This window comes from Burkholderia singularis, assembly GCF_900176645.1.
GTDB lineage: Bacteria > Pseudomonadota > Gammaproteobacteria > Burkholderiales > Burkholderiaceae > Burkholderia > Burkholderia singularis.
Map to the genome: position 1 here is coordinate 44,520 of NZ_FXAN01000047.1, position 24,099 is coordinate 68,618.

Annotated in this window: 22 protein-coding genes and 3 tRNA genes; 15 read left to right on the top strand and 10 right to left on the bottom strand. The window is 64.0% G+C overall.

Features of this window, described 5'->3' with window-relative positions; all coding sequences use genetic code 11:
* The first annotated feature begins 10 nt into the window (after positions 1-10).
* The 4 genes from BSIN_RS09705 to BSIN_RS09720 all read left to right on the top strand — a co-directional run bounded on the left by BSIN_RS09705 (position 11) and on the right by BSIN_RS09720 (position 4,327).
* On the top strand, positions 11-934 hold the full coding sequence (locus BSIN_RS09705) for a YicC/YloC family endoribonuclease (protein WP_089340341.1): 924 nt from the start codon (positions 11-13) through the stop codon (positions 932-934).
* A 6-nt stretch (positions 935-940) separates the two neighbouring features.
* Complete coding sequence (gene gmk / locus BSIN_RS09710; protein ID WP_089340324.1) at positions 941-1,636, top strand: guanylate kinase; 696 nt, start codon at positions 941-943, stop codon at positions 1,634-1,636.
* 59 nt (positions 1,637-1,695) lie between these two features.
* Positions 1,696-1,899 carry a DNA-directed RNA polymerase subunit omega gene (gene rpoZ, locus BSIN_RS09715; protein WP_006025620.1) on the top strand — a complete coding sequence of 68 codons (204 nt, stop codon included), beginning with the start codon at positions 1,696-1,698 and terminating at the stop codon, positions 1,897-1,899.
* Positions 1,900-1,960: 61 nt separating this feature from the next.
* Positions 1,961-4,327 (top strand): RelA/SpoT family protein, encoded by a 2,367-nt coding sequence (locus BSIN_RS09720; protein WP_089340325.1) that lies wholly within the window; start codon positions 1,961-1,963, stop codon positions 4,325-4,327.
* Between the two features lie 154 nt (positions 4,328-4,481).
* Here BSIN_RS09720 and BSIN_RS09725 read toward each other — a convergent pair.
* Together BSIN_RS09725 and BSIN_RS09730 are read right to left on the bottom strand one after the other, a co-directional pair.
* Positions 4,482-4,558: transfer RNA gene (locus tag BSIN_RS09725), tRNA-Arg, on the bottom strand.
* A 62-nt stretch (positions 4,559-4,620) separates the two neighbouring features.
* A tRNA-Arg gene (locus BSIN_RS09730) sits at positions 4,621-4,697 on the bottom strand.
* A 150-nt stretch (positions 4,698-4,847) separates the two neighbouring features.
* On the opposite strand from BSIN_RS09730, the gene greB reads away from it, so the two are divergent.
* Positions 4,848-5,411: a transcription elongation factor GreB gene (greB, locus tag BSIN_RS09735; protein ID WP_089340326.1), complete on the top strand. Its 564-nt coding sequence runs from the start codon at positions 4,848-4,850 to the stop codon at positions 5,409-5,411.
* 81 nt (positions 5,412-5,492) lie between these two features.
* On the opposite strand, the gene BSIN_RS09740 is transcribed toward greB, so the two are convergent.
* Positions 5,493-6,632, bottom strand: a complete 1,140-nt coding sequence (locus tag BSIN_RS09740; protein WP_059519851.1) for a porin — start codon at positions 6,630-6,632, stop codon at positions 5,493-5,495.
* A gap of 514 nt (positions 6,633-7,146) precedes the next feature.
* The gene (locus BSIN_RS09745) at positions 7,147-7,413 is read right to left on the bottom strand and encodes a hypothetical protein (RefSeq protein ID WP_059520062.1); all 267 of its coding nucleotides are present in this window, start codon (positions 7,411-7,413) and stop codon (positions 7,147-7,149) included.
* Between the two features lie 401 nt (positions 7,414-7,814).
* On the opposite strand from BSIN_RS09745, the gene BSIN_RS09750 reads away from it, so the two are divergent.
* Both BSIN_RS09750 and BSIN_RS09755 read left to right on the top strand, forming a co-directional pair.
* Entirely contained in the window at positions 7,815-8,018 is a 204-nt protein-coding gene (locus tag BSIN_RS09750; protein WP_059519850.1) for a cold-shock protein, read from the top strand.
* A gap of 139 nt (positions 8,019-8,157) precedes the next feature.
* On the top strand, positions 8,158-9,336 hold the full coding sequence (locus BSIN_RS09755) for an exonuclease domain-containing protein (protein WP_089340327.1): 1,179 nt from the start codon (positions 8,158-8,160) through the stop codon (positions 9,334-9,336).
* Here BSIN_RS09755 and BSIN_RS09760 read toward each other — a convergent pair.
* Together BSIN_RS09760 and BSIN_RS25990 are read right to left on the bottom strand one after the other, a co-directional pair.
* Complete coding sequence (locus tag BSIN_RS09760; RefSeq protein ID WP_089340328.1) at positions 9,297-9,890, bottom strand: chorismate mutase; 594 nt, start codon at positions 9,888-9,890, stop codon at positions 9,297-9,299. The two genes, BSIN_RS09755 and BSIN_RS09760, sit on opposite strands and share 40 nt — an antisense overlap.
* A 260-nt stretch (positions 9,891-10,150) precedes the next feature.
* A complete protein-coding gene (locus tag BSIN_RS25990; protein ID WP_173678657.1) occupies positions 10,151-10,297 on the bottom strand; it encodes a hypothetical protein in 147 nt (48 codons plus the stop codon).
* 181 nt (positions 10,298-10,478) lie between these two features.
* Here BSIN_RS25990 and BSIN_RS09765 point away from each other — a divergent pair, with 181 nt between their 5' ends.
* The 4 genes from BSIN_RS09765 to BSIN_RS09780 all read left to right on the top strand — a co-directional run bounded on the left by BSIN_RS09765 (position 10,479) and on the right by BSIN_RS09780 (position 15,203).
* Positions 10,479-10,868: a DUF2946 domain-containing protein gene (locus BSIN_RS09765; protein ID WP_089340329.1), complete on the top strand. Its 390-nt coding sequence runs from the start codon at positions 10,479-10,481 to the stop codon at positions 10,866-10,868.
* Positions 10,869-11,020: 152 nt separating this feature from the next.
* Positions 11,021-13,411: a TonB-dependent receptor gene (locus BSIN_RS09770; protein WP_089340342.1), complete on the top strand. Its 2,391-nt coding sequence runs from the start codon at positions 11,021-11,023 to the stop codon at positions 13,409-13,411.
* A 65-nt stretch (positions 13,412-13,476) separates the two neighbouring features.
* Positions 13,477-14,688 (top strand): exo-alpha-sialidase, encoded by a 1,212-nt coding sequence (locus tag BSIN_RS09775; RefSeq protein WP_369828163.1) that lies wholly within the window; start codon positions 13,477-13,479, stop codon positions 14,686-14,688.
* Positions 14,688-15,203 (top strand): TlpA disulfide reductase family protein, encoded by a 516-nt coding sequence (locus BSIN_RS09780; RefSeq protein WP_256583729.1) that lies wholly within the window; start codon positions 14,688-14,690, stop codon positions 15,201-15,203. Before BSIN_RS09775 ends, BSIN_RS09780 begins: the two co-directional genes overlap by 1 nt.
* A gap of 156 nt (positions 15,204-15,359) precedes the next feature.
* On the opposite strand, the gene BSIN_RS09785 is transcribed toward BSIN_RS09780, so the two are convergent.
* Entirely contained in the window at positions 15,360-15,617 is a 258-nt protein-coding gene (locus BSIN_RS09785) for a GlsB/YeaQ/YmgE family stress response membrane protein (protein WP_059519845.1), read from the bottom strand.
* Positions 15,618-16,046: 429 nt separating this feature from the next.
* Between BSIN_RS09785 and BSIN_RS09790 the strand changes: the two genes are divergently transcribed.
* The 4 genes from BSIN_RS09790 to BSIN_RS09805 are packed head-to-tail and all read left to right on the top strand — an operon-like array spanning position 16,047 to position 21,258.
* Entirely contained in the window at positions 16,047-16,340 is a 294-nt protein-coding gene (locus tag BSIN_RS09790; RefSeq protein ID WP_059520059.1) for a YtcA family lipoprotein, read from the top strand.
* A complete protein-coding gene (gene mdtN, locus BSIN_RS09795; RefSeq protein ID WP_059519844.1) occupies positions 16,337-17,386 on the top strand; it encodes a multidrug transporter subunit MdtN in 1,050 nt (349 codons plus the stop codon). Before BSIN_RS09790 ends, mdtN begins: the two co-directional genes overlap by 4 nt.
* Positions 17,367-19,724: an FUSC family protein gene (locus tag BSIN_RS09800; protein ID WP_089340331.1), complete on the top strand. Its 2,358-nt coding sequence runs from the start codon at positions 17,367-17,369 to the stop codon at positions 19,722-19,724. Before mdtN ends, BSIN_RS09800 begins: the two co-directional genes overlap by 20 nt.
* Positions 19,711-21,258: a TolC family protein gene (locus BSIN_RS09805; protein WP_089340332.1), complete on the top strand. Its 1,548-nt coding sequence runs from the start codon at positions 19,711-19,713 to the stop codon at positions 21,256-21,258. The genes BSIN_RS09800 and BSIN_RS09805 overlap by 14 nt, the downstream gene beginning before the upstream one ends.
* Before the next feature lie 234 nt (positions 21,259-21,492).
* On the opposite strand, the gene BSIN_RS09815 is transcribed toward BSIN_RS09805, so the two are convergent.
* From BSIN_RS09815 to BSIN_RS09825, 3 genes are all read right to left on the bottom strand, one after another.
* The gene (locus BSIN_RS09815; RefSeq protein WP_089340334.1) at positions 21,493-21,966 is read right to left on the bottom strand and encodes an Ivy family c-type lysozyme inhibitor; all 474 of its coding nucleotides are present in this window, start codon (positions 21,964-21,966) and stop codon (positions 21,493-21,495) included.
* A 165-nt stretch (positions 21,967-22,131) separates the two neighbouring features.
* Positions 22,132-22,207 (bottom strand) — tRNA-Thr (locus BSIN_RS09820).
* 183 nt (positions 22,208-22,390) lie between these two features.
* Positions 22,391-23,404 (bottom strand): class 1 fructose-bisphosphatase, encoded by a 1,014-nt coding sequence (locus tag BSIN_RS09825; RefSeq protein ID WP_089340335.1) that lies wholly within the window; start codon positions 23,402-23,404, stop codon positions 22,391-22,393.
* Positions 23,405-24,099: the final 695 nt, after the last annotated feature.

Here is a 24,099-nt window from a genome sequence, read left to right on the forward strand (position 1 = left end):
GGGACGAATGATGATCTACAGCATGACGGGATACGCGAGCGCGACGCGTGAGCTTGCGACGGCCGCGGGCAATGGCGGCACGAGCGTATCGGTCGAATTGCGGACTGTGAATTCGCGGTTTCTCGACCTGAACTTCCGGATGCCGGATGACGTGCGCGTGTGCGAGCCGCAACTGCGCGAAATGCTGATGAACAAGCTGTCGCGCGGCAAGGTCGACATCCGGGTCAACCTGCAGCGCGGCGATCAGAGCGTCAGCGCGGGCGCGCTGAACCGCGCGGCGCTCGATCAGCTTGCCGAACTCGAGCGTGCGGTGCTCGACGCGTTTCCGGACGCGGAGCGCCTGCGCACGGGCGAGGTGCTGCGCTGGCCGGGCGTGCTTGCCGAAAGCGGCGTGAGCGCCGACGCGCTGCGCGACGCGGTGCTCGCGTGCGGCAAGGAAGCGCTCGCCGAACTCGTCGTCGTGCGCTCGCGCGAAGGCGCGCAGCTCGCCGCGATGCTGCTCGCGAACGTGACGGAAATGGAGGCGATCGTCGCGCGCATCGCGCCGCTCGTGCCGGAATTGATCGCCAAACATCAGCAGAAAATCGTCGAGCGGCTGCAGGAGGCGCTGGGCGTCGCGGCGCCGGACGGCAGCGCGCCCGCCGTGTCGCGCGACGAGGCGGCCGAGCGCATTCGCCAGGAAGTGACGATGTACGGCATCCGGATCGATATCACCGAAGAGCTGTCGCGGCTCACCGCGCACCTGTCCGAGACGCGCCATGTGATCGACAAGGGCGGGCGTGTCGGCAAGCGGCTCGACTTCATGATGCAGGAACTCAATCGCGAGGCGAACACGCTCGGCTCGAAGGCGGCGGCAAAAGAGCTTGCCGATGCGTCGATGGCGCTCAAGCTTTTGATCGAGCAGATGCGCGAGCAAGTGCAAAACCTGGAGTAACGTGACATGACCGATTCTCATCGCGACGGCGCAGGCGCACCCGCACCCGCGCATACGCTGCATGCCGGGGTTTATCCCGGCAATCTGTTCATGGTGGTCGCGCCGTCGGGCGCGGGCAAATCGACGCTCGTCAACGCGCTGCTGTCGAAAGATCCGGCGATCTGCCTGTCGATCTCGTACACGACGCGCAAGCCCCGCCCCGGCGAGCAGGACGGCCAGCACTATCATTTCACGACGGTCGAGGATTTCCGCGAGCGCCACGCGCGGCACGAGTTTCTCGAAAGCGCGGAGGTGCACGGCAATTACTACGGCACATCGCGCGTGTGGATCGAAGAGCAAATGAAAAGCGGTCACGACGTGCTGCTCGAAATCGATTGGCAAGGCGCGCAGCAGGTGAAGAAGCAGTTCCGCAACGCGGTCGGCATTTTCATTCTGCCGCCGTCGCTTGCCGCGCTCGAAGAGCGGCTCAAGAAGCGCGGGCAGGACGAACCGAACGTGATCACGCGGCGCCTGCTTGCCGCGGGCAGCGAGATCGCGCACGCGGCCGAGGCCGAGTACGTCGTGATCAACGAGACCTTCGAGCACGCGCTTGCCGAGCTCGAATGCATCGTCGCCGCGACGCGCCTGCGCTTCGCGTCGCAATATGCACGGCACACCGAACTATTCGTCGAGCTCGGCATTCATCTGCCGCATGCCGAGTGACGGATCGAACGGCGCGCATAAGGTAGAATAAGCACCATATTCTGAAGGAACGACCCAACATGGCTCGCATTACCGTTGAAGACTGCCTGAAGCAGATTCCGAACCGCTTCGAACTGGCGCTTGCCGCCACTTATCGCGCGCGGCAGCTCGCGCAAGGTCATACGCCGAAGATCGAAAGCCGCGACAAACCCACGGTGGTCGCGTTGCGCGAGATCGCGGCCGGCCAGGTCGGCGTCGAAATGCTGAAGAAAGTGCCCGTTTAAGGCACGGCCGGATTTCGTTAACCATGTAATCCCCAGCGACGCGCGAACCCAGGAGGCGAAAATGAGCACCGCACCATCGTCCGCCTCCACCGAGGCCACTTCCAAAGCCGTTGCGCCGTCGCCTGCACGTCAATATATCGACGCGGTTCTCGAGCAGTCGTTTCGTCATCTGTTCGGGCCGACCGCGACACCGGAGCAGCCGCGCAAGCACGGCGTCGTTTCGATCGCGAAACTGACCGCCGCGCTTGCCGACTATCTCGGTCCGGACGAAATCAAAGAGGTCAAGGCGGCGTTCCACTTCAGCGACGAAGCCCACCTCGGTCAATATCGCCAGAGCGGCGAGCCCTACATCACCCATCCTGTCGCCGTCGCGGAAATCTGCGCCGGCTGGAAGCTCGACGCACAGGCGATCATGGCCGCGCTGCTGCACGACGTGATGGAGGATCAGGGCGTTACCAAGAGCGAACTCGCCGAGCGTTTCGGGCCCAAGGTCGCCGAGCTGGTCGACGGGCTGTCGAAGCTCGACAAGATGGAGTTCAGAAGCCGCGAGGAGGCGCAGGCGGAAAACTTCCGCAAGATGCTGCTCGCGATGGCGCGCGACGTGCGCGTGATTCTCGTGAAGCTTGCCGATCGCCTGCACAACATGCGCACGCTCGGCGCGGTGCCGATGGAGAAACGCCGCCGCGTCGCGCGCGAGACGCTCGATATCTACGCACCGATCGCGCATCGCCTGGGCCTGAACAACACCTATCGCGAGCTGCAGGACATGAGCTTCGCGAATTTCAATCCGCATCGCTACGCGACGCTCGAGAAAGCCGTGAAGGCCGCGCGGGGCAACCGCCGCGAGGTGATCGGCAAGATTCTCGAATCCGCGCAGCGCGCGATGGCCGAAGGCAAGATCGAAGCCGAAATCAACGGCCGGGAAAAGACGATCTACAGCATCTACCGGAAGATGCGCGACAAGCAACTGTCGTTCTCGCAGGTGCTCGACGTGTATGGCTTTCGGATCGTCGTCGAGCATCCGCTCGATTGCTACACGTGCATCGGCGTGCTGCATTCGCTTTATAAACCCGTGCCGGGCAAGTTCAAGGATTACATCGCGATCCCGAAGGTCAACGGCTATCAATCGCTGCATACGACGCTTGTCGGCCCGTTCGGCGCGCCGATCGAGTTCCAGGTGCGCACGCGCAAGATGCACGAGATTGCCGAGGCGGGGGTTGCCGCGCATTGGCTGTACAAGAACGGCGGCGCGGATCTGAACGACGTGCAAAAGCGCGCGCATCAGTGGCTGAAGTCGCTGCTCGATATCCAGAGCGAAGCGGGCGATTCGAGCGAGTTCCTCGAGCACGTGAAGATCGATCTGTTCCCGGATGCGGTCTACGTGTTCACGCCGAAGTCGAAGATCATGGCGTTGCCGCGTGGCGCAACTGCGCTCGATTTCGCGTATTCGATCCATAGCGATCTCGGCAACCAGTGCGTTGCCGTGAAGATCAATAACGAATTGCTGCCGTTGCGTACCGAGCTGAAGAGCGGCGACATCGTTGAAGTCATCACCGCCCCTTATTCGAAGCCGAACCCCGCATGGCTCGGCTTCGTGCGTACCGGCAAGGCGCGCTCGGCGATCCGTCACTATCTGAAGACGATGCGCCTGAACGAATCGGTGCAATTGGGCGAGCGCCTCGTCGATCAGAGCCTCAAGGGCTACGGCTTCACGCTGGCCGACGTGACGCCCGAGGTGTGGGAGAAACTCGTTCAGTGGACGGGCAACAAGAGCCGGCAGGAAATTTTCGCGGATATCGGCCTGGGCCGGCGCGTCGCCGCGGTGATGGCCAAGCGCATCGAGGTGCTGATGAGCGGCCGCGACGCCGACGACGACGGCTCACGAGCCGAGCGCCAGGCGACGAATCATGCGCCTCCCGTGGTCATCACCGGCACCGAAGGAATGTCGGTGCAGTTGTCGGCGTGCTGCCGGCCGATACCGGGCGACGACATCATGGGCTATATCGGCATCGGGCTCGGGATGGCGATTCATACGACTACCTGCCGGGTCGCGCGCCGGATTCACCGGCGCGATCCGGGACGTTGGATCGACGTTGCATGGGCGCCGCAGCCCGGACGTCTGTTCGATGTCGCGGTGAAGGTGCTCGTAAAGAACGCGAAGGGGATTTTCGCGCGTGTCGCGGCGGACATTACTTCGGCTGATGCGAACATCGTTCATATCGCGATGGATGACGATCAGACCCATGAATCGACGGTGCTGCGCTTCGTCATTCAGGTGAGTGATCGTATGCATCTCGCCAACGTGATGCGCCGTGTGCGCACCAATCCCGACGTGATGAGGATGATGCGCGAGCGTTCGAATGACGACGCGGTGCATGCGCGCCATGATGGCGGGATGCGAATCGATCGCGAGCGGCAGGACTATTGAGCGTGATCTGGCGCGGCGCCCGTCCGAGGGTGGGGCAGGGGTGGTGTTAAATATCCGAGGCAGGCCGCCGCGCTCCTGTTGAAATCAACGGCGGGCAGGTTCTTGTGTGACGCATAAAAACAAAGGGCCTTCCCGGAGGAAGGCCCTTCAAAGATGGCGCGGCTGGCAGGATTCGAACCCACGACCCCTTGGTTCGTAGCCAAGTACTCTATCCAACTGAGCTACAGCCGCACGCAAAGCGGTACAACTACTTCGAATTGAAAGGGCCTTCCCGGGAGAAGGCCCTGAAAAAGTGGCGCGGCTGGCAGGATTCGAACCCACGACCCCTTGGTTCGTAGCCAAGTACTCTATCCAACTGAGCTACAGCCGCACGCAGAAGCGAAATTATAGCAAACTTCTTTAAAAAGGGAAGTGCCTGAACACAAATTATTGGATAGCGCGATGCGCGTGCCGGTTCGCGTCGCCGCTTTGCCGATCGTGTAACCTTGTCGAATTCTGGTGGATAGCCGTTGAGAGCATCATGAATAAGGCGTTTGTGAAGGAGTCGGACGGAGACGACGAGGATCTCGAATACGCACAGGCGGCGATCCCGCCCGGTGCGAAGAACTACATCACGCCAGCCGGGCATAAGCGCTTGCGTGACGAACTGCTGCATTTGATTGACGACGAGCGGCCCGAAGTGGTGAAACTCGTGTCGTGGGCTGCGTCGAACGGGGATCGTTCGGAAAACGGCGATTACATATACGGCAAGCGGCGCTTGCGCGAGATCGATCGGCGGATCCGTTTCCTGACCAAGCGCCTCGATCTGGCCGAAGTCGTCGATGCGAGCCGGCAGGAAAGTACGGATCAGGTGTTCTTTGGCGCCACCGTCGATTACGCAACCGAGGACGGCGCCGAGCATACCGTGACGATCGTCGGCATCGACGAAGTCGATTTGGACCGTGGGCACGTGAGCTGGATTTCGCCTGTCGCGCGTGCGCTGCTCAAGGCGCGGATCGGCGATACGGTGACGCTGATGACGCCGCTCGGTCCTCAACCTATTGAAGTGCTCGACGTTCATTATCCCGCGCCGGGTGCCGCGTAGCCGCGCGGCGGCATTGCAAGTTCGCAGGCGATAAAAAAGCGCCCCGGCCGGGGCGCTTTCGTTTGTGCGGAAACGCGTGGCTTAGAAGCGATGACGCAGCCCGGCGGTAACGACGACCTGCTTGTTGGTCGACGATGCGCCGCCCGCGCCGAGGACATAGGAGCCGATGTTCAAGCCATCCTGGGTGATGCGCTGGTAGACGCCTTGCAGATACACATCGGTACGCTTCGACAGGGCATACGCCGTTTGCAGGTTGAACTGGTTCCAGCCCGGGTGACGGCCGTCGATATAGCCGGCCGTATAAGTGTATGCGCCGGCGACCGTCCAGGCCGGTGTAATCGCGTAACGGGCATTCACTTCATAGTTGTTGAAGCGCAGGAACGTGCCGTTGAGCGCAATACCGTTCGCCACGCCCGACTGGCCCGGGCTGATGAAAAGCGCCTTGTTGATCCGCGATTGCGTGAACACGAAGCCGGCCGTCGCCGGGCCATACGTATAGTTCAGGCCGCCGCCCCACACGCGTTGACGCTTGCCGACGAACGTGTAGTCGCCGGTTACGGCGCCCGCCTGGTTATTGATCGTCGGTGTCGTGTCGTTGTTGATTTGCAGGTAGCCGGCGCCGACGTTGAGGCCGGCGTAGCTGTACGACACGCCCGCACTGAATGCGCGGTTGTTCGCGAACTGATTGCTGTTCGAGAAGCCGTACAGGCCGCCGAAGTGCAGGCCATACCAATCGGCGCTCGTGTATTTGATCGAATTATTGATCCGGAACGAATTGTTCAGGTTGTCATTGTCGAACGGGTGGGCAAACTCGGTGCCGCCGAATTGCGTGCCCGTCAGCGACAGAGGGCCGACGTAGTCGACCACGCTATCGTACTGGCGGCCGAGCGTAAGCGCGCCGTATTGCGTCTGCGACAGGCCGACGAATGCTTGACGGCCGAATTCCCGGCCATTTTGCTTCAGCGCGCCGTTATTGATGCCGAAGCCGTTTTCCAATACGAAGATCGCCTTCAAACCGCCGCCGAGATCCTCGGTTCCGCGCAGGCCCCAGCGGCTGCCGTTGACAGAGCCCGACGTTTCCGACCAGGAGCTGTGGCCGCCTTGATTGTTCGTGTACGTGATGCCGGCATCGATCAGGCCATACAGCGTCACGCTGCTTTGCGCGTGGGCGGCAGTGGCGAAGGCGCCGGAAAGAGCTGCAACGATGAGAGTCTTTTTCATTGGGTTTATCTCCGTGTAAAACAGGGCTGATGGCAGTCCAACCTGCTTTTCGAAGCTCCCGGCGATTGAGACGAGAAACAAAGCCGGGGAGGGTATGTTTCGAGCGTGCTTGGCGCTCGTTATCAATCAATGCGGAGTGTAAGAGAATGTTGCTTAAATCCGATGGAATCAATTTAAGAAATATTATGTTTATGTTTCAGAAATAATTGATAAAAGGCCGGTGGCCCTTGTCCTATAAGGCTTTGCGGGGAGGTGGGAAAAGTCTGACTACAATGAAATGTATCGCGGCGTTGCGTGATGGCGACAATGCGCTGCGATATGCGCACTGGCATCGTCGGCAACGACTCATTATTGTCGCTTCGACAATAGAGGTTTGTCAGGACTATGACTAATAAAAGAGAGTCAAGTCGTTATACTGCAGACTCTGCTTACTTAAGCAGACTTTTTCGTTGACGGAAAAGATCTCCAAACCTTTGTCGGCGCGACTTCTAGTCGCGCTTTTTTTTGCGCGCGATTATTGCTCGCGGCGGCGCCGGCGGCGCTTGACTGGTTGAGGGCCCGCGGCTTCGTGAGGCAGCGGCATCGGCGGTTGCGTCCAGTCTTCCATCACGTAATGACGTGCATCGAGGGGTGAAGACAGCAAATTTTGCCAATGATCGCCGTGCCAGGTTGCGTCGAATTCGCTGGCGAGCGTCGCGGACGCAGCGGAAGTGCGCCCCGATAGATTGCTGCGACGCACAATCCCCAGCCGATGGGCGAAGCGTTTGATGCCGTTCAGCATAACGATCTCCTGCTGCTTCAATGCACCGCTCAGCCTTGCAAAAGTTTAGGGCTGCCGCAACCCGGAAAAATACCGATCCAGTGCCGATTATCTCGTTCACGGTAGATTTTTCTTTTTGAAATTAAATATGCCTGCTAATCCCGGTAATTGTGACAGGTGTTGTTGCGGCTTATTAATTTTCCAGCGCGAGTGTACCGATTCCAGTTGTGTTTCCATCAAGCGGCATAAGACGTCACTAAAAATTTTCTTGACTGCATTGGATTTTCCAATTTATAAAAGCAGCACGCGGGCTCGCGTTGCTTCCGCCATGTCCGTAAGGAGATTGGGGGGTATCGGAGCCTTGTGTGACCGTATAAGGGCGTAGCCCGTGTGTTATTTAAATTTAGTGGGGAACTAGGAATATGGATACCGGTATCGTGAAATGGTTTAACGATGCTAAGGGCTTCGGCTTTATTACGTCGGACAATGGCGGTGAAGATTTGTTTGCCCATTTTTCCGAAATCAAGATGGAGGGCTTCAAAACGCTTAAAGAAAATCAGCGTGTATCTTTCGATGTGAAGACTGGTCCGAAAGGTAAGCAGGCTGCGAATATTCAGGCGCTTTGAACGCCTAAAAACCGAGGGCCGTGCAAGCCCCCGCCGAGGCGGGGGTTTTGATTTTTATGGCGAGTAGAATAGCGCTGTAAGCGCCGGGTCTTCGCCGGCGCGTACCCTAAAAACAGAAAGCGCGATCAGCACGCCCCCTATGACTGCCTTGCCGTTGCACGCCCCTGTGATCGACATGCCACTTGCATTTGTCGATCTCGAAACAACTGGTGGCTCGGCCGCCGAGCATCGCATCACCGAAATCGGCATCGTCGAGGTAAGTGCGCAACGCGTGTCGACGTGGACGACGCTCGTCAATCCTCAGCAACCCATTCCTCCATTCATTCAGCAACTCACCGGAATCAGCGACGATATGGTGCGCGATGCGCCAGCCTTTGCCGATATCGCGCCCGCGTTGTTCGAGCGGCTTCGGGGCAGGCTGTTCATTGCGCACAACGCAAGCTTCGACCGGAGCTTTTTGCGTGCCGAATTCGAGCGCGCAGGTTTTGCGTTCGATCCTGACGTGCTTTGTACGGTGCGGCTGTCGCGCGCGCTTTTTCCGCGCGAGCCCCGGCACGGGCTCGACGCGTTGATCGAGCGCCATGCGCTCACGCCGATGGGGCGGCATCGCGCGCTCGCGGATGCGGATCTCGTCTGGCAGTTCTGGCAGAAACTGCACAACGTCGTGCCGCTCGAGCGTTTGCGGGAGCAGGTTGCGCTGGCGACGCGCCATTTCCAGCTCGCGAATGGTTTGACGGATCAGCGTCTGGAAGATGTGCCTGCGGGCTGCGGGGTCTACGCGCTGTTCGGCGACGAAGACGCGCCGCTCTATGTGGGACGCAGCGTCAGGCTACGGCAGCGGTTGCGCGCGCTGTTGACGGGCGAGCGCCGCTCGTCGAAGGAAATGCGGATCGCGCAGCAGGTCAGGCGGATCGAGTGGCGTGAAACGGGCAGCGAGCTTGGCGCGCTGCTCGCCGAAGCCGAATGGATTGCGGCGCTCCAGCCGGCTTTCAACCGGCGGCCCGAGCGCGGCGCGCGCAATCCCGGCGCGGGCGTGCAGTGGCCGTTTGACGGTCCGGTCGCGTTCGAGGAGCGTGGTGCGGTGCGGTTTTTCCATGTGATCGATCGCTGGCGCTATGTCGGCGCGGCGCCAACGATCGATCAGGCCGCGGCGCTCGCAGCGCAGGCAAGCCGTTTGGAATCCGACGCGGGCGGGGCGCCTGCCGTTCGCCGTATTCTGCAGACGCATCTCGCGCGCGGTCTGCAACTGATTCCACTGGCGGGCTCCACCGGCTGCGCTCAGCCGACAGCGCTGGCGCTGCCTGCTGCGCAGACGTGAGATAGCGCAATATCGAATGCATTCTTCTGGTTGGAGTCGTAGCGCGTCAGCGCTTTCCAATTCGCGACGCTGCGCGCGAGGCGTGACGGACAATCCGGCGCATCGCGCAGCGGCGCGACGCGCGCAAGGGCGCTCAGCATAGACTGCGTCAGCCGGTCGAGTTGCGGCCGCGTGCTGGTGGCCAGATCGGGGGCGGGCCCGGTTGGGCCCTGTGTGGCGCGCCAGTTCGCGAACAGCGCATGCTGCGCGGCTTTGCTCGCCGAGATTTGGTCTTCGAAGAACGTGCGGGCGTAGGCGGGATCGACGCCGCTGCGCTGTGCCCGTTTTTCGACGTCGGCGAGGAGCGTTGCTTCGCGCGGCGGGTCCGAGATCGGTTTCTTATTGATCCATTTCCATTGCGCGACCGGCTCGGCGAGCGCGAGGCGCTGCGATACGAGCGCGACGAGATTGGTGAGCGGCGTATCGCCTGCGTCCGCGACGGCGATGCGGGGAGCGGCCATCATGGCGAGACTGAGCGCGGCGGCAGCAAGACTTGAGCGAAGCGATTGTTTCATGGCGACAAATGACGATGCCAGCCAGTCGGGCCGGTGACGGGAAATTCAGAAGAATAAGCGAAGATGCCGCGCAGCGATGCGGCGCAAGCGGGAGATCAGTGGGCGAAGCGGAAAGGGGGACGGCAAAAACCCGGGCCGTTGGTGGGGTCCGGGTTCAGAGGGGAGTGCCGAAGCGGCGACGCAAGGCGCACACGAGATCGCTCATCGGCGCGTGACGGCTGCGATCGCTTGCCGGTGCGAACGTGAGATGAACAACGCGCTTACTTCGGCGCGCACATCTTGTGCTGTTCGTCAAAAAACGCGCGCACATGATCGGGCAACTCGGCGAGAAATTCGACAGCCACAGGCTCCGGGTCCGGGCTCATCACTTTCTCGGGCGGGGGAATGCGGGTCGGTCTCTCGTCCATGATTTTCTCCTTGGGATAAAACAATTATCGATCTCAAGCTCCGGTTCTTGCCAGTAATCAATCGTTAGATTTTGTCTTTGTTGCTTAAACGTTACACGCCGGGGCGCGCGTGAGGAATGGATGCCGGACGCGTGCGCGGATCGGCTTGTTATACTGCGCGCCTCTTTGCCCTGGACTGCGAATGAAACGGTCGACGCGATGGATGAGCCTCGTTTGGCTGGCGCTGGTACTCAACGTACTGTCGCCCGTCATCGGCTATGCGCGCGACGCAGCCATGGCTGTCGCGAATGCGCCGTTTACGCTCGAATTGTGCAGCGCGGCAGGGGCGAAGCGCATCACGATCGCCGACGAAGGCGGCGGGGATACATCGCAAGCGCATGGCGGCGTCGCGCATTGCGTCTATTGTCCAGGCTTTGCCGCGAACGTCGCGCTTGGCGCGAGTGCGCCTGCATTGCCGAGCTTCGTGCGCCGGTTCGTTTGCGAGCGCCGTAGCGAGCAACCCACCGTTTTTTTGCGCCGCGGCATGCGCATCGCGCAGCCGCGCGCGCCGCCTGAATCCTCGTTGACCTGACCTTTGCCCGCTCGTGTGCCGCGTCCGCGTAAGCGCTTTATTGCGCGCGCGGCGCCTGGTGCCGCCGTTTGGCCTCGTTTGTCGAGGCTGAGCGTGGCGCTTGCTCGCGCATGCAGCGCGTCGTCGACTTCGCTTTCAGGATTCGTTTCATCATGCTCAATGTTCTTGCCGCACGCTACGCGCACAGGCAACTCGCGGCCGCGTGCGCGGCATCGCTCGCGTGGCCCACCGTTCACGCGGCGGCCAATGACGCCGCCGTCGTGACTTCGCCAGCCGCTTCGCCAGCCACTGCGCCGGCCGCCTCCGCATCCGGCCTTCCGCCCGTTTCGCCGCGTCCGCCAGGTGCCGTTGCAACCCCGGCGGCCGTGCCCGCGCGCACCCTCGACGTCGTCACCGTCACCGCGCGGCGGCCGGCGTTTGCCATTGACACGCCGGGCGTCGTCGAATCGCTTACGCGCGAGCGGATCGATTCGCACGTCAACGTGACAACCGAGGATGCGCTGAAATATGCGCCGAATCTGATGGTGCGCAGGCGCTATATCGGCGATCGCAATTCGGTGTTCGCCGGCCGCGATTTCAACGAGTTGCAGAGCGCGCGCGGGCTTGTCTACGCGGACGGTCTGCTGCTGTCGAATCTGCTCGGTTCGAGCTATTCGTATCCGCCGCGCTGGTCGCTGATCCAACCGGACGATATCGCGCGCGTCGACGTGCTCTATGGCCCGTTTTCCGCGCTGTATCCGGGCAACTCGGTCGGCTCGACCGTGCAGATCACGACGCGCAAGCCCGAGCGGCTGGAGGCGTCGGTGTCGACGCAGTTCTTCACGCAGCGCTATCGCGACGATTACGGATATGCCGGCAGCTTCGGCGGCAACCATCAGACCGCGCGCGTCGCGGATCGGGCCGGGCGTTTTTGGTATGCGCTGTCGCTCGGCCGGCTCGAGAACGACAGTCAGCCGATGCAGTACGCGAGCCCGAACGCCGCGTACAACCCGAAGCTCGGCGCGAGCGTGCCGGTGACGGGCGCTCGCACCGACGTCGATCCGAACGGCCGGCCGCGCACCATCGTCGGCGCGCAGACGATCGAGCGCACCGAGCAGATCAACGAATCGCTGCGCCTGGGCTATGCATTCACCGATCATGTCGACGCGACGCTTACGCTCGGCCATTGGGAGAATCACTTCCGGCAGCACGGCGACACGTTCCTGCGCGACACGGCGGGCAATCCGGTGTACGGCGGCAACGTGTCGTTCGGCGGGCGCAACTATACGGTGTCGCCCGCGGCATTCGCTGTGCAAAGCGGCGATCAGGAGAACTGGCTATATGGGCTCGGGCTCGACGCGCGGCTTGCGTCGGGATGGAGGCTGTCGATGGTCGCATCCGCATACGACGTGTCGCGCGACGTGCTGCGGGCGTCGTCGGGCGTATCGCCGGCCGGCGCCGGCACGGTGTTCCACGGCGACGGCACGGGCTGGCGCACGGTCGATCTGCGCGCGGAATCGGCCGACGTGCGCGGGCACCGGCTGTCGTTCGGCTATCACTTCGACACCTATTTCCTGAACAACGAGACCTACAACACGCTGGATTGGCAAAGCGCGGTGCCGACGTCGCTCGCCAGCCGCTATCGCGGCAACACGCGCACGCAGGCGCTGTACGCGCAGGATGTGTGGCGTTTCGCACCCGGCTGGCTGGCCACGCTCGGGTTGCGTTACGAGCGCTGGGACGCATATGGCGGCGTGCTTGGCGATGCGAACTCGACGCTCGGCTATGCCGGGCGCAGCGCGAATGCGCTGTCGCCGAAGCTTGCGTTGCAATGGGAGCCCGCCGATGCGTGGCGCTTCAGGCTGTCGTTCGCGACGGGCACGCGTTTTCCGACCGTCGCCGAACTGTTCCAGGGGACGATCTCGAATAACGCGATCGTCAACAACAACCCGAACCTGCGGCCGGAAAAAGCGATCGATTGGGATTTCACCGCGGAGCGTGACGTCGGCGTGGGCGTCGTGCGCGCGAGCGTGTTCCAGAGCGATCAGCGCAACGCCATCTATAGTCAGACGACGCTTGCCGGCGCGGCGACGTACACGAACATCTCGAACGTGGACCGCGTGCGCGTGCGCGGCGTCGAGCTGGCGTTTTCCGGACAGAACGTCGGGCTCAGGGGGCTCGACGTCGATGCAAACGTGTCGGCGACCAATGCGCAGATTCTTGCCGATTCGGCCAATGCCGTGTATGTCGGTGCGCGCTGGCCGCGGATTCCGCGCATGCGCGCGAATCTGCTCGCGTCGTATCGCTTCGACGAGCACTGGATGACGAGTCTCGGCGTTCGCTATTCGGGACGTCAGTTCAACACGCTCGACAACCGGGACGTGAATCCGAACGTGTACGGCGGTGCGAGTTCGTATGCGGTCGTCGATCTGAAGGCGCAATACCGGTTCGATCGGCACTGGCTCGCATCGTTCGGCATCGATAACGTGACGGGCCGCCGCTACTACGTGTTTCACCCCTATCCGGGGCGGACGTTTTATGGAGAGCTGAAATGGGCTATCTGAAACGATGGGGGAGGTTCGGTGCGGCGTTTGCGCTCGCGTTCGGCGCGCATGCGCACGAGATGCCGATGGCGGCATTGGCGGCCGAGCAGGCGCCCGCGCCGCGTGCGGCGCAGTCGACGCATATGGCGATGCATGCCGCGAGCGCGGACGTCACGCAAAAAACGCCACTCGCGACCGGTGCCGCGTTCGATGCGCGTCATCGGCTGTGGGTGGCATGGGTCGACGGCGAGCATGTTCAGGTCGCGCATTCGGACGACGCCGGGCGCACGCTGTCCGCGCCCGCGACCGTCAACGCGCTGCCGGAGCCGATCTACACGAGTGCCGAGAACCGGCCGAAACTCGCCGCAAGCCCGGACGGCCGCGCGATTTACGTGACGTGGTCGATGCCGCTCGATGCGCCTTATACCGGCATGGTGCGTTTTTCGCGCTCGCTCGACGGCGGCGCAACCTGGTCGGTGCCGCTTACCGTCCACCGCGACCGGCAGGCGATCACGCATCGTTTCGATATGCTGACGGTCGATCCGCAAGGGCGCATTTTCGTTGCGTGGATCGACAAGCGCGACCGGGTGGCGGCGCAGCGGGCGGGGCTGCCGTATGACGGTGCGGCCGTCTACTACGCGGTATCGAGCGACGGCGGCGCGACATTCGAGCCGGAGCGCAAGGTGATGGATCACACGTGCGAATGCTGCCGAATCGCGATGACGGTCGATTCGCACGGGCGCGTGCAGGCCGTCTGGCGCGGCGTGTTTCCTGACCAGATCCGTGATCATGCGCTGGCAGTGTTGCCTGCGCACGCGGATCGCGCCGTCGAGCCGGTACGCGCGACGTTCTCGAATTGGCATGTCGAGGCGTGTCCGGAGCATGGGCCCGCGCTTGCGGTTACGCCGGACGGCGTGCGGCATCTGGCGTGGTTCGGCGTCGTCGACGGCCGCGCCGACGTGTTTTATTCGCGGCTCGATGCGAAAGGCGTGCCGATCGACTCGCCTTTCGCATTCGCAGACGATCCTGCGGCGCCGGGCGAACAGGCTTCGCATGCGGCGCTCGTCGCGCGGCGCGACACGCTTTGGCTTGCATGGAAAGCGCTCGACGGCGACACGATGCGTATCAAGCTACGCCGCTCCGACGACGGCGGCGCGCATTGGAGCGAGCCGCGCACGCTCGCGCAAACCGCCGGCGCAAGCGACAACCCGCAGCTCCTGGTCGATCGCGAGCGTGTCTTTTTGTCGTGGCGCACGCGCAATGACGGCTATCGGGTGATCGATGTGGAGGGGCAATGATGAGGCGCGCGATCGTCGTATCGATGGCGTTCATCGCAGGGTGTGTCGCATATGCGGGCGTGGCCGCCGAACCGCCGCCGCGCCCGGCCTCGTTGTCTCGGCTGTTGCCGCTGCGGGTGCCGGACGTCGGGCCGCTTTATGCAAGCGGGCGCGGCGCGCCGCTCGTCGTCGAGGTGTGGTCGCTCGATTGCGGATATTGCCGGGAAAACGTCGCGCATCTCGTCGAATGGCGGCGCGCGCATCCGCGCGTGCGGATCGCGCTCGTCGCACTCGATCCGCTCGAAGAGGCGGCGTCGCAGCTGGAACGGGCGCTGGCGCAGATGCAATTGCCGGCCGACGTGTTGCAATACGGAAATGCGGAACCGATGCCGGAGCGTCTGCGCGCGGCGCTCGATCCTGAGTGGCGGGGCGAATTGCCGCGAACGCTATGGATCGATGCGAACGGCATGCGAAGGGGGAAGAGCGGGCTGCTCGCGCCAGCGGTGCTCGACGGCTGGTTGCGGGATGCGCATTGATTTGCCGCGTTGCGCACCGCGCGGGCCGCTCGGCCGACGCCGGCAAACGGCACGGGTGATGAGCGCCTGCGCAGCGTGCCGCTGTCGCAGCAGCGAGGACAACGCTGGAAAAGGCCGGCCCGCGCGGACGCGGGCCGGATTACAGCGAAGGGAGGATCAGGCGCCTCGTTTGAACAGCCGGATGACGAACAGCAGGATCACGGCGCCGATGACGGCGACGATGATCGAACCGATAAGGCCGCCGCCCAAGCTGATGCCGAGCAGACCCGCCAGCCAGCCGCCGATGACGGCGCCGACGATACCGACGATGATATCGACGATCAGGCCAAAGCCGCCGCCCTTGACGAGCAATCCGGCGAGCCAGCCGGCAATCGCGCCGATGATGAGCCACGCAATCAAGCCATGTGCTGCCATAGTGGTCCTCTCCTTTGGTGAGTACTCCAAGTGAAACGATACGGGCACCCCGCCGGACGACTCGGCGTGGGCGCGCCGCGCTGCCCCGCAATGTACTTCAATAGGCGGGTCAGGATCGTTAAGTAATGTTATGCGGCCCGAGTCCGATTTGCCAGGGGGTTTTGTGGGCAAGCGAACGTATTTCTTTTTGTAAATAATTGAAAGTTTATATTTGTCATCCTTTGCAAGCAGTGCGAAGCTTGTTGCCGGCAGGCGGCGGATGGTAAAGACGGCAGAAGTCAGCAGTGGCGGCCGGCAGGCGGCTAAATTATCATGAGACGCCCGCTGCGAATCTGGGGTATGACCACAGCCGGCCAGCCGGCCGGGGTGATCATCGCAGATCTGGCCGGTTTGCGGCGCTTGTCCGATCCGTCGAATTCAACAATCCACATGAAAAAAACAATGCTGAATCCGTTTGTCCGTATCGGGTCCGCCTGCGTGCTGGTTGTTCCGCTCGAAGGCTGCGCGACGCGCGGCGCGCCGTCATTTGCACTGTTCGGCGCGTATTTTCCGCTTTGGCTGGTCAGCGCGCTCATCGGGGTCGCGGGCGCGATCGTCGCGCACCGGGTGTTCGTCTCGACCGGCTGGGCTCAGACGGTGCCTTTCCAACTTTCCGTGTGCACCGCGATCGGATTCGTGATCGCCGTGTTTGTCTGGTTGATTGGCTCGGGGCAACTGTCATGAAGCTTGCAGGGGTTCGCAAAAGCGCGCCGAAAGGCCGCCTGATCGCGCTTGCGATCGTCGCGCTCGGCATTGCCGCCATCTGGTATGCATACGAGCGCAGCGTGCGCTATCCGTCGACCGATGCCGCGACGATCGACGCAGATGTCGTGCACGTCGCGACGCCCGTGAGCGGGCGGATCGTCCGACTCGCCGTGCACGAGAACCAGCGGGTTTCGAAAGGCGATCTGTTGTTCGAGATCGATCCAGTGCCGTACCGGCTTTCGGTCGCGCAGGCGCAGGCCGATGTCGAGCTTGCGCGCGCGTCGCTCGATTCGCGGCGCAAGGCGATCATCGGCGAGACCTCGAATGCGGCGGTCGCGGCCGAGCAGGTCAAGCGCGCGGCGCACCATTACGAACTCTCCACGCGCACCGTCGAGCGACTCGCGCCTCTGGCCGCGCAAGGGTACGTGCCGGCGCAGCAATTCGATCAGGCGCAGGTGTCGCAGCGCGATGCGGCGGTATCGCTGAAGCAGGCGCAAGAGCAGCAGCGTGCGTCGTCGCGCACGATCGGCGACGACGCCGACGCGGTCGCGACGCTGCACGCGCGCGAAGCCGCGCTCGCGCGAGCGAAGCATGCGCTCGATGATACGGTGGTGCGCGCGCCGCACGACGGTTTCGTGACCGGATTGTCGATCCTGGCGGGCGAGACGGTCGGGCCGAACCAGTCTATTTTCACGCTGGTCGATGCGAGTGAATGGTTTGCCGTCGGCAATTTCCGCGAGACCGCGTTGTCGCGGATCGCGCCGGGCGATTGCGCGACGGTTTATTCGATGATCGACCGCAGCCGCGCCATTCGCGGCCACGTGGTGGGGATCGGCGCGGGCGTCTCGGATCCCGGCCGCGTGGATTTGCCGCGTACATTGCCGATCGTCGAGCGCTCGGTGAACTGGGTGCGTGTCGAACAGCGTTTTCCGGTTCGCGTGAAGCTCGATGAACCCGACGAAAAGCTGGTGCGCGTGGGGGCGAGCGCAATCATCGAGATCCGGCATGGTTCAGCTTGCCGCTGACGTCGCGGCGCCTCGCCCGCGCGAGATTTTGCGGCTGCTCGCACCGTTTGCGGGGCGCCCGGCCATGGCGGCGCGCGTCGCGCTGATCTGCGCGCTGACGGTGCTCGTCACGAGCCTGTACGGCACGCCCGAGGCGGCGATCTCGGCCTACGTGGTGTTCTTCATGAACAAGCCGGACCGCGTGTCGAGCGTATTGACGACGGTGGCGATGGTGCTGCTCGTCACGATCGTGATCGGGCTCGTGATCGCCGTTGCGATTTTTTGCGTCGACTCGCCGGTGCTGCGCGTGGCGTGCATGGTCGCGCTTTCGATCGGATTCCTCTATTTGACCTCGGCTAGCAAGCTGCGTCCGGTCGGCGCGATTCTCGCGATGATCGTAGGTTACGGGCTCGACAAGTTGGGCATGGTTCCGTTCGGCGAGGTCGCGACGCGCGCGCTGTTGTATGCATGGTTGATGGTCGCGATTGCGGCCGGCATGTCGCTCGTCGTCAATCTGCTGCTCGCGCCTTCGCCTCGGCGCCTGGCATCCGTGCAGCTCGCGCGGCGGCTGAGGCTTGCCGGCGGGCGGTTGCGCGGCGACGATGCCGGGGCGGCCCGCGCCGAATTCGACGCGTGCTTGCGCGGCGGCGACCAGCAACTGACGACGTGGCTCAAGCTGTCGAAGCTCGAAGGCTCGTCGACGCTTGCCGATGTCGCGGCGTTGCAGCATGCGGTCGCGGCCAGCACGGCGATTCTGATCGCGGTCAATCTCGCGGATCGCGAACCGCAAGCGAGGTTGCCGGAGCCGTTCGTCGCGCCGCTGGCGGCGACGCTCGACGAGATGGCCGTGATGCTCGAGCAAGGCGGCTATCCCGTCGACATTCAACTGGCTTTGCCCGATGTCGACGGGTTGCCGCCGCTTGCGCGCATCGTTGCGACGGATCTGCATGCGGCGATCACCGGCTTTGCCGTTGCTGATGCTCAGCCGAGCGCGCAGGGCGGGCCGGCGGGCGGCGCTCTGCCCGAATCGGCGCCGGAGCCAAACGGGCAGACGGAGTTGGAACCGCAGTCGAAACCGGCACCCGCCGCCCGCCAAGGCGGCTTCTTCCTGCCCGATGCGCGTACCAACCCCGATCACATCCGCTATGCGCTGAAGACCACCGCCGCGGCGATGCTTTGCTATCTGCTGTATTCGCAGCTCGACTGGCCGGGCATTCATACGTGCTTCATCACGTGCTACATGGTGTCGCTCGGCACGACGGCCGAAACGGTCGAGAAGCTGACGCTGCGAATCGCGGGCTGTATGGTCGGTGCGCTGCTCGGCACTGCCGCACTCGTGTTCGTCGTGCCGTCGCTCACTTCGATCGGTGAGCTGATGGCGCTCGTGTTCGCGGGCGCGTGGTTGTCCGCGTGGGTGGCGTTCGGCTCGCCGCGTATCGGATATGCGGGTTTTCAGATCGCGTTCGCGTTTTTCCTTTGCGTGATCCAGGGAGCGGGGCCGGGCTTCGATCTGACGCTCGCGCGTGACCGCACGATCGGGATTCTGCTCGGCAACGTGGTGGTTTATCTGGTGTTCACGCGTGTATGGCCGGTTAGCATTGCCAAGCAAGTGGATGTGGCGCTTGCGGCACTCGTCGAGCAGTGGCGGCGGCTCGCGCGCGTCGCCGAACCCGCGCAGCGGCGCATACTGGCGGCCGACGCGCTCGCGCGTGGCGGCGCGCTCGCGCAGAACCTCGGTTTGATGCACTACGAGCCGGCGTGGGTGCGGCCCGCGCCCGGATGGATCGCCGAGCGCCGGTGCAGGCTCATGGAACTGGCGGCGCTCGAGGGGCCGGTATTCCTGCTGGCCGAGCGCTCGCGGGGCGACGCCGCGCTCGAGGCACGGCTGCTGCGCCTGTCGCGGAAGGTGACACGGCAGCAGGCGGATGCGCGCGCGGGCAGCGACGCGCGCACGCTCGACGGCGCGCCGTTGCCTGATGCAATGCTCGGCTCGTCGCCGGAACGCGGCGCGCCTGGGGCCGGCCCCATGCCGCCGCAGACCATTGCGCAATCCGACGGCGACGGCACGCGCGCCGCCGCCGCCGACATGCCGCCGCGCGCCATCGCGCAACCGACGAAAGACGATGCGGGTGCAGCCGGCGGCCAGCGCGACGCCGATGCGGCAGGACGCCCGATCCAGCCGCCGGACGCCGTGCCGGCGCCATCCACGGCGCATCCGGCGCATCCGGCGCGCGAACCCGCCATGGCCGATGCGTCGCGCGATGCATTGCTGAATCTGATCGACGCGCGGCTTGCGGCCATTGCCGCAGACGCGGGTCAAGCCGCACCGAAGGAGTCCATCGCCCATGCGCCTGCCTGAAGCGCCAACCTTGTCGTTCGTCGCGGCTGTTGTCGCGGCCGCTGCCGGATTGGCCGGTTGCGCGACGTCGTCAATCGATCTCGCGCCGCAGGCGGCCGATCGCCCCTGGCTGCCGCAGACGACGCCAGCCGGCCAGATCGTGCCGGCGCCGCAAAAAGCCGTGCCGGATACCGGGCGCCACGACTACACGCTGCCTGCGAACCACGCGCTCGGCAGCGTCGCCCCGGCGGGCGAGTTCGATCCGGCGCGCATCTACACGTTGCCCGATCTGATCGATCTCGCCGAATCGGCAAATCCGCTGACCCGCATCGCGTGGAACGACGCACGCAATGCGGCGCTCGCGGTGGGGATCGCGAAGAGCGCGTATTTGCCGCAGTTGTCGGTGGCCGCGATGGGGCGTTATCTGAGCGGCCATAGCTCGTCGTCGACTGAGCTGGGCGATTCTGGCGTCGACGCGACGTCGCGCAGCGCGGTGTCGGCGCTGTCGTTGCAATGGCTGTTGTTCGACTTCGGCGGGCGCGCGGCGCGCGTCGAGGCCGCCAAGCAAGGCTCGATCGTCGCGAATATCGCGTTCACCGGGCTTCATCAGCAGGTGATACACGATGTCACCGTGGCGTACTACCGGTATCAGGCCGCGCACGCGCGCGTGCGCACCGCGCGGCAGGCGCTCGACAATGCCGATGCGATCGTCGCGGCCGCGCGCGCGCGATTCAAGCAGGGCACCGGCACGGTGGTCGAAGTGGCGCAGGCGACGCAAAACCGCGCACAGGCAAATCTCGCGTTCGTCGAGGCGCAGGGCGCCGATAGCGATGCTTATCTGAGCGTCGTGTCCGCGCTCGGTATTTCGCCGCTGTCGAAGCCTACGCTCGCGGAGCTTCCGGTGCAGCCGCTGTCGCCTGCGTTGCGCACGTCGGTCGACGAGATCGTGGCGTCCGCGATCGCGCGCCGCCCCGACGTGTTGAGCGCCTACGCGGCCGAGAAGGCGAGCGACGCGAAGATTCGGGCGGCGCAAGCCGAATTCATGCCGAAGGTGTTCATGTCGGCGTCGGCGTCGTACAACGCGAGCCGCTCGGCGATCACCGCGCTGCCTGCAATCGGTCAGCAGGCGCCGACCGTCAATCTGAACGGCAGCCGCTACGGCGGCAGCGTGTTCGTCGGCGTGTCGATTCCGCTGTACGACGGCGGGTTGCGCTCGGCCGTGCTGATGCAGGCGCGCAACGACGCGCAGAGTGCGCAGGCGCGGCTCGAGCGCACGAAGGAAGAGGCGGTGCGCCAGATCGTCGCCGCGCAAAACGCGTTGCAGACAAGCCTGGCCTCGCACGAGGCCGCGAAGGCGCTCGTCGACGCGGCGCGCACCAGCTACGACGCGGCGCTCACCGCGTATCGCAACGGCGTCGGCTCGATTACCGACGCCACGCTCGCACAAAGCCAGTTGCTCGTCGCGACAAATGCGTATGTCGACAGCTATAGCGGCGCGTTGTCGGCGGCCGCGGCGCTGGCGCTCGCGACCGGGACGATCAGCGCGGCGCAGTAGCGGCGACAACGGCGCGCATCGGCGGGAAGAGGCGGGGCGCGGACAGCGCGGGCGATGCGCCCGATGGGGAATAGACGGCTCCGGCATGGAGGCTGGCTTGCGTCCGCATGCCGGTGCTCGCACGCGCGGCGATACGATTCGCCCGCCGCAAGAAAATGCGCGACCGGCTATCGCTTGCCGGCTTGGCCGGGCCGCCGCGACGGCGTCGCGCGGATCGCGCGCCGGCGGCGCAAATCATTTGTAGTTGAATGCGCCGGGGTGATTTTCGACGCTGCCCGTCAGCTGCGCATAGAGAATCGTTTTGCCGTCGATCGATTCGCTGCCGCCGCCGATGTTGAGCCAAGTCAAGTGCTCGGTATCGTTTTTCGGGGCAACGACGGAAAGCACGCCGTACATGGCTTTCTTCTGCGGATCGTAAAGGATGGCGATACGCTCCGAGCCGCAATCATGCGGCTTGCAGCCGCTCATCACATAAACGTCGTGTCCGTCGAACGACACGGCATGCGCTGGAGTTTCGGTCGCGCCTTTCGTCACCCATGCCGGCAGTCGCTGGCCTTTTTTCATCGCGTCGAAAGCGGATTTCGCCGCGCGGTCGTGCAAGATCGCGCTCAGCGACCACGCATCGGTCTTGGCGGGCGCGTCGGCCCATGCGGCCGGGGCGGCGAGCGACGCGACGAGCGCGGCGGCGGACAGCATTTTGATTCGCATGACTGTATGTTCCCATCAAGAATGTAATGGCTATGGTTTGTGATGGGCGTCGCGTCGAAGTTCCGGTCTGTTTTATGGAGATTTGTTCCCGCGCGCGACTGATCGAGCGGTCCCGGAAAAGAAAAAGGGGTTACAGGCAAAGCGCTGTAACCCCTCGATTCTGTATGGTGCCGGAGATAGGAGTCGAACCTACGACCTTCGCATTACGAATGCGCTGCTCTACCAACTGAGCTACACCGGCAACAGAGAAGTGAGATTATAGGGTGCCTACACGGGACTGACAAGAGGGTAGGCGAAAATTTTTTCGTCGGCTGGGCGGAACAGCGTTTTCATCGAATCTTCGCCGCCCGGCTTTCCCGAATTTCGCGTGCGCGGGCAGCGCGGCGTTTTCCGATGACCCGCGTCGCGCTGTCCGTGCGCCGCCTTACTTCGCTTCCTGGTGATATCGCGCGATGCGCTCGACTTCGTTCTTCGAGCCGAGGATCACCGGCACGCGTTGATGCAGCCCCGTCGGCCGAACGTCGAGGATGCGTTCGGTGCCCGTGGTGGCCGCGCCACCCGCCTGCTCGACGATGAACGACATCGGATTCGCTTCGTACATCAGCCGCAGCTTGCCCGGGCGATCGGGCGTGCGCTTATCGGCCGGGTACAGGAAGACGCCGCCGCGGTTCAGGATCCGGTGCACGTCAGCGACCATCGACGCGATCCAGCGCATGTTGAAATTCTCGCCGCGCAGGCCGTCCGCGCCCGCGTTCAGTTCGTCGATATAGCGCTTTACCGGGTCGTACCAGTGGCGCGCGTTCGACGCGTTGATCGCATATTCGCGCGTATCGGCCGGAATTTGCAGGTTGCTTTGCGTCAGCACCCACGAGCCGACTTCGCGATCGAGCGTGAAACAGTTCACGCCATTGCCTGTCGTCAGCACGAATACGGTTTGCGGGCCGTACACCGCGTAGCCGGCCGCGACCTGTTGCGTGCCGGGTTGCAGGAACGACTGCTCGGTCGCTTGCTGGCCGTCCGGGCAGCGCAGCACCGAGAAGATCGTGCCGATCGATACGTTGACATCGATATTCGACGAGCCGTCGAGCGGATCGAACACGAGCAGGTATTCGCCGCGCGGGTAGTTCGCCGGGATCGGGAAGAACGTCTCCATCTCCTCGGATGCCATCGCGGCGAGATTGCCGCCCCATTCGTTCGCATCGAGCAGGATTTCGTTCGACAGGATGTCGAGTTTCTTCTGAACTTCGCCCTGGACGTTCTCGCTGCCGGCCGTGCCGAGCGCGTCGCCCAGTGCGCCCTTGCTCACGTTGTAGCTGATCGCCTTGCACGCGCGCGCGACCACTTCGATCAACAGGCGCAGATCGGCGGGGAGGTTATGGGTTTCACGCTGCTGCTCGATCAGGAACTTGGACAGCGTGGTGCGTCGGGTAATGGACATCGAGAGGCTCCGAGAGGCTGAAAAATGCTGAAGATGTTGGGATAGGAATAATTGGCTCGATTTTACTCGCCGAGCCATGCCGATCGGCGGTTTTTCGTCGCGCGGCGCGCCGAATGTGGCGTAACGCGCGCTGTCTGCCGCAGTGGTTCGGACGGCCGGCGATTCCGGCGCGCATGGCCGGAGCGGGGGCTTGGGCGGATCGCCGCGCCAGGAACGGCGCAGTGGCGCAGGCTGCGGGCCGGCGCGCGTTGGCGGCTCATGGGGGCGGCTGGGGGGGCGCCGTTTGCCGGATGCGTGGGATGCGGCGTCGGGACTGCCAGCGGCGTCGTGGGCGTTGGGTGCGGTATCGGACATCGCGCCGCGCGGGCGAATGCGCGCCGTTGGCGGGCAAGGTACCGCAGCGTGCGAGACGGCGGCCTGCGGGGCGTGCCCGCCGCCCCGTGCCGCGGGATTGCACGGTGCCCGCGCTCCGGCAGGTTTCGCTTCGGGCCGTCGTTGTGCTGACGGGCCCGGATGGGTTCCGATTCAGGCTACCCGGCGCGCTTGCCGCAGCCGGGCCCGGTCCGGGCCCGCTGCGGCAAGCCTGCGCTACGCGAGCGCTTTTTCGACAACCTCGCGCACGTCGCGCGACTGCGCGCCGGCGGCGACGCGCTCGAGCGCGTCGCGCATCGGCTCGCGCAGCGCGGGTATGTAGC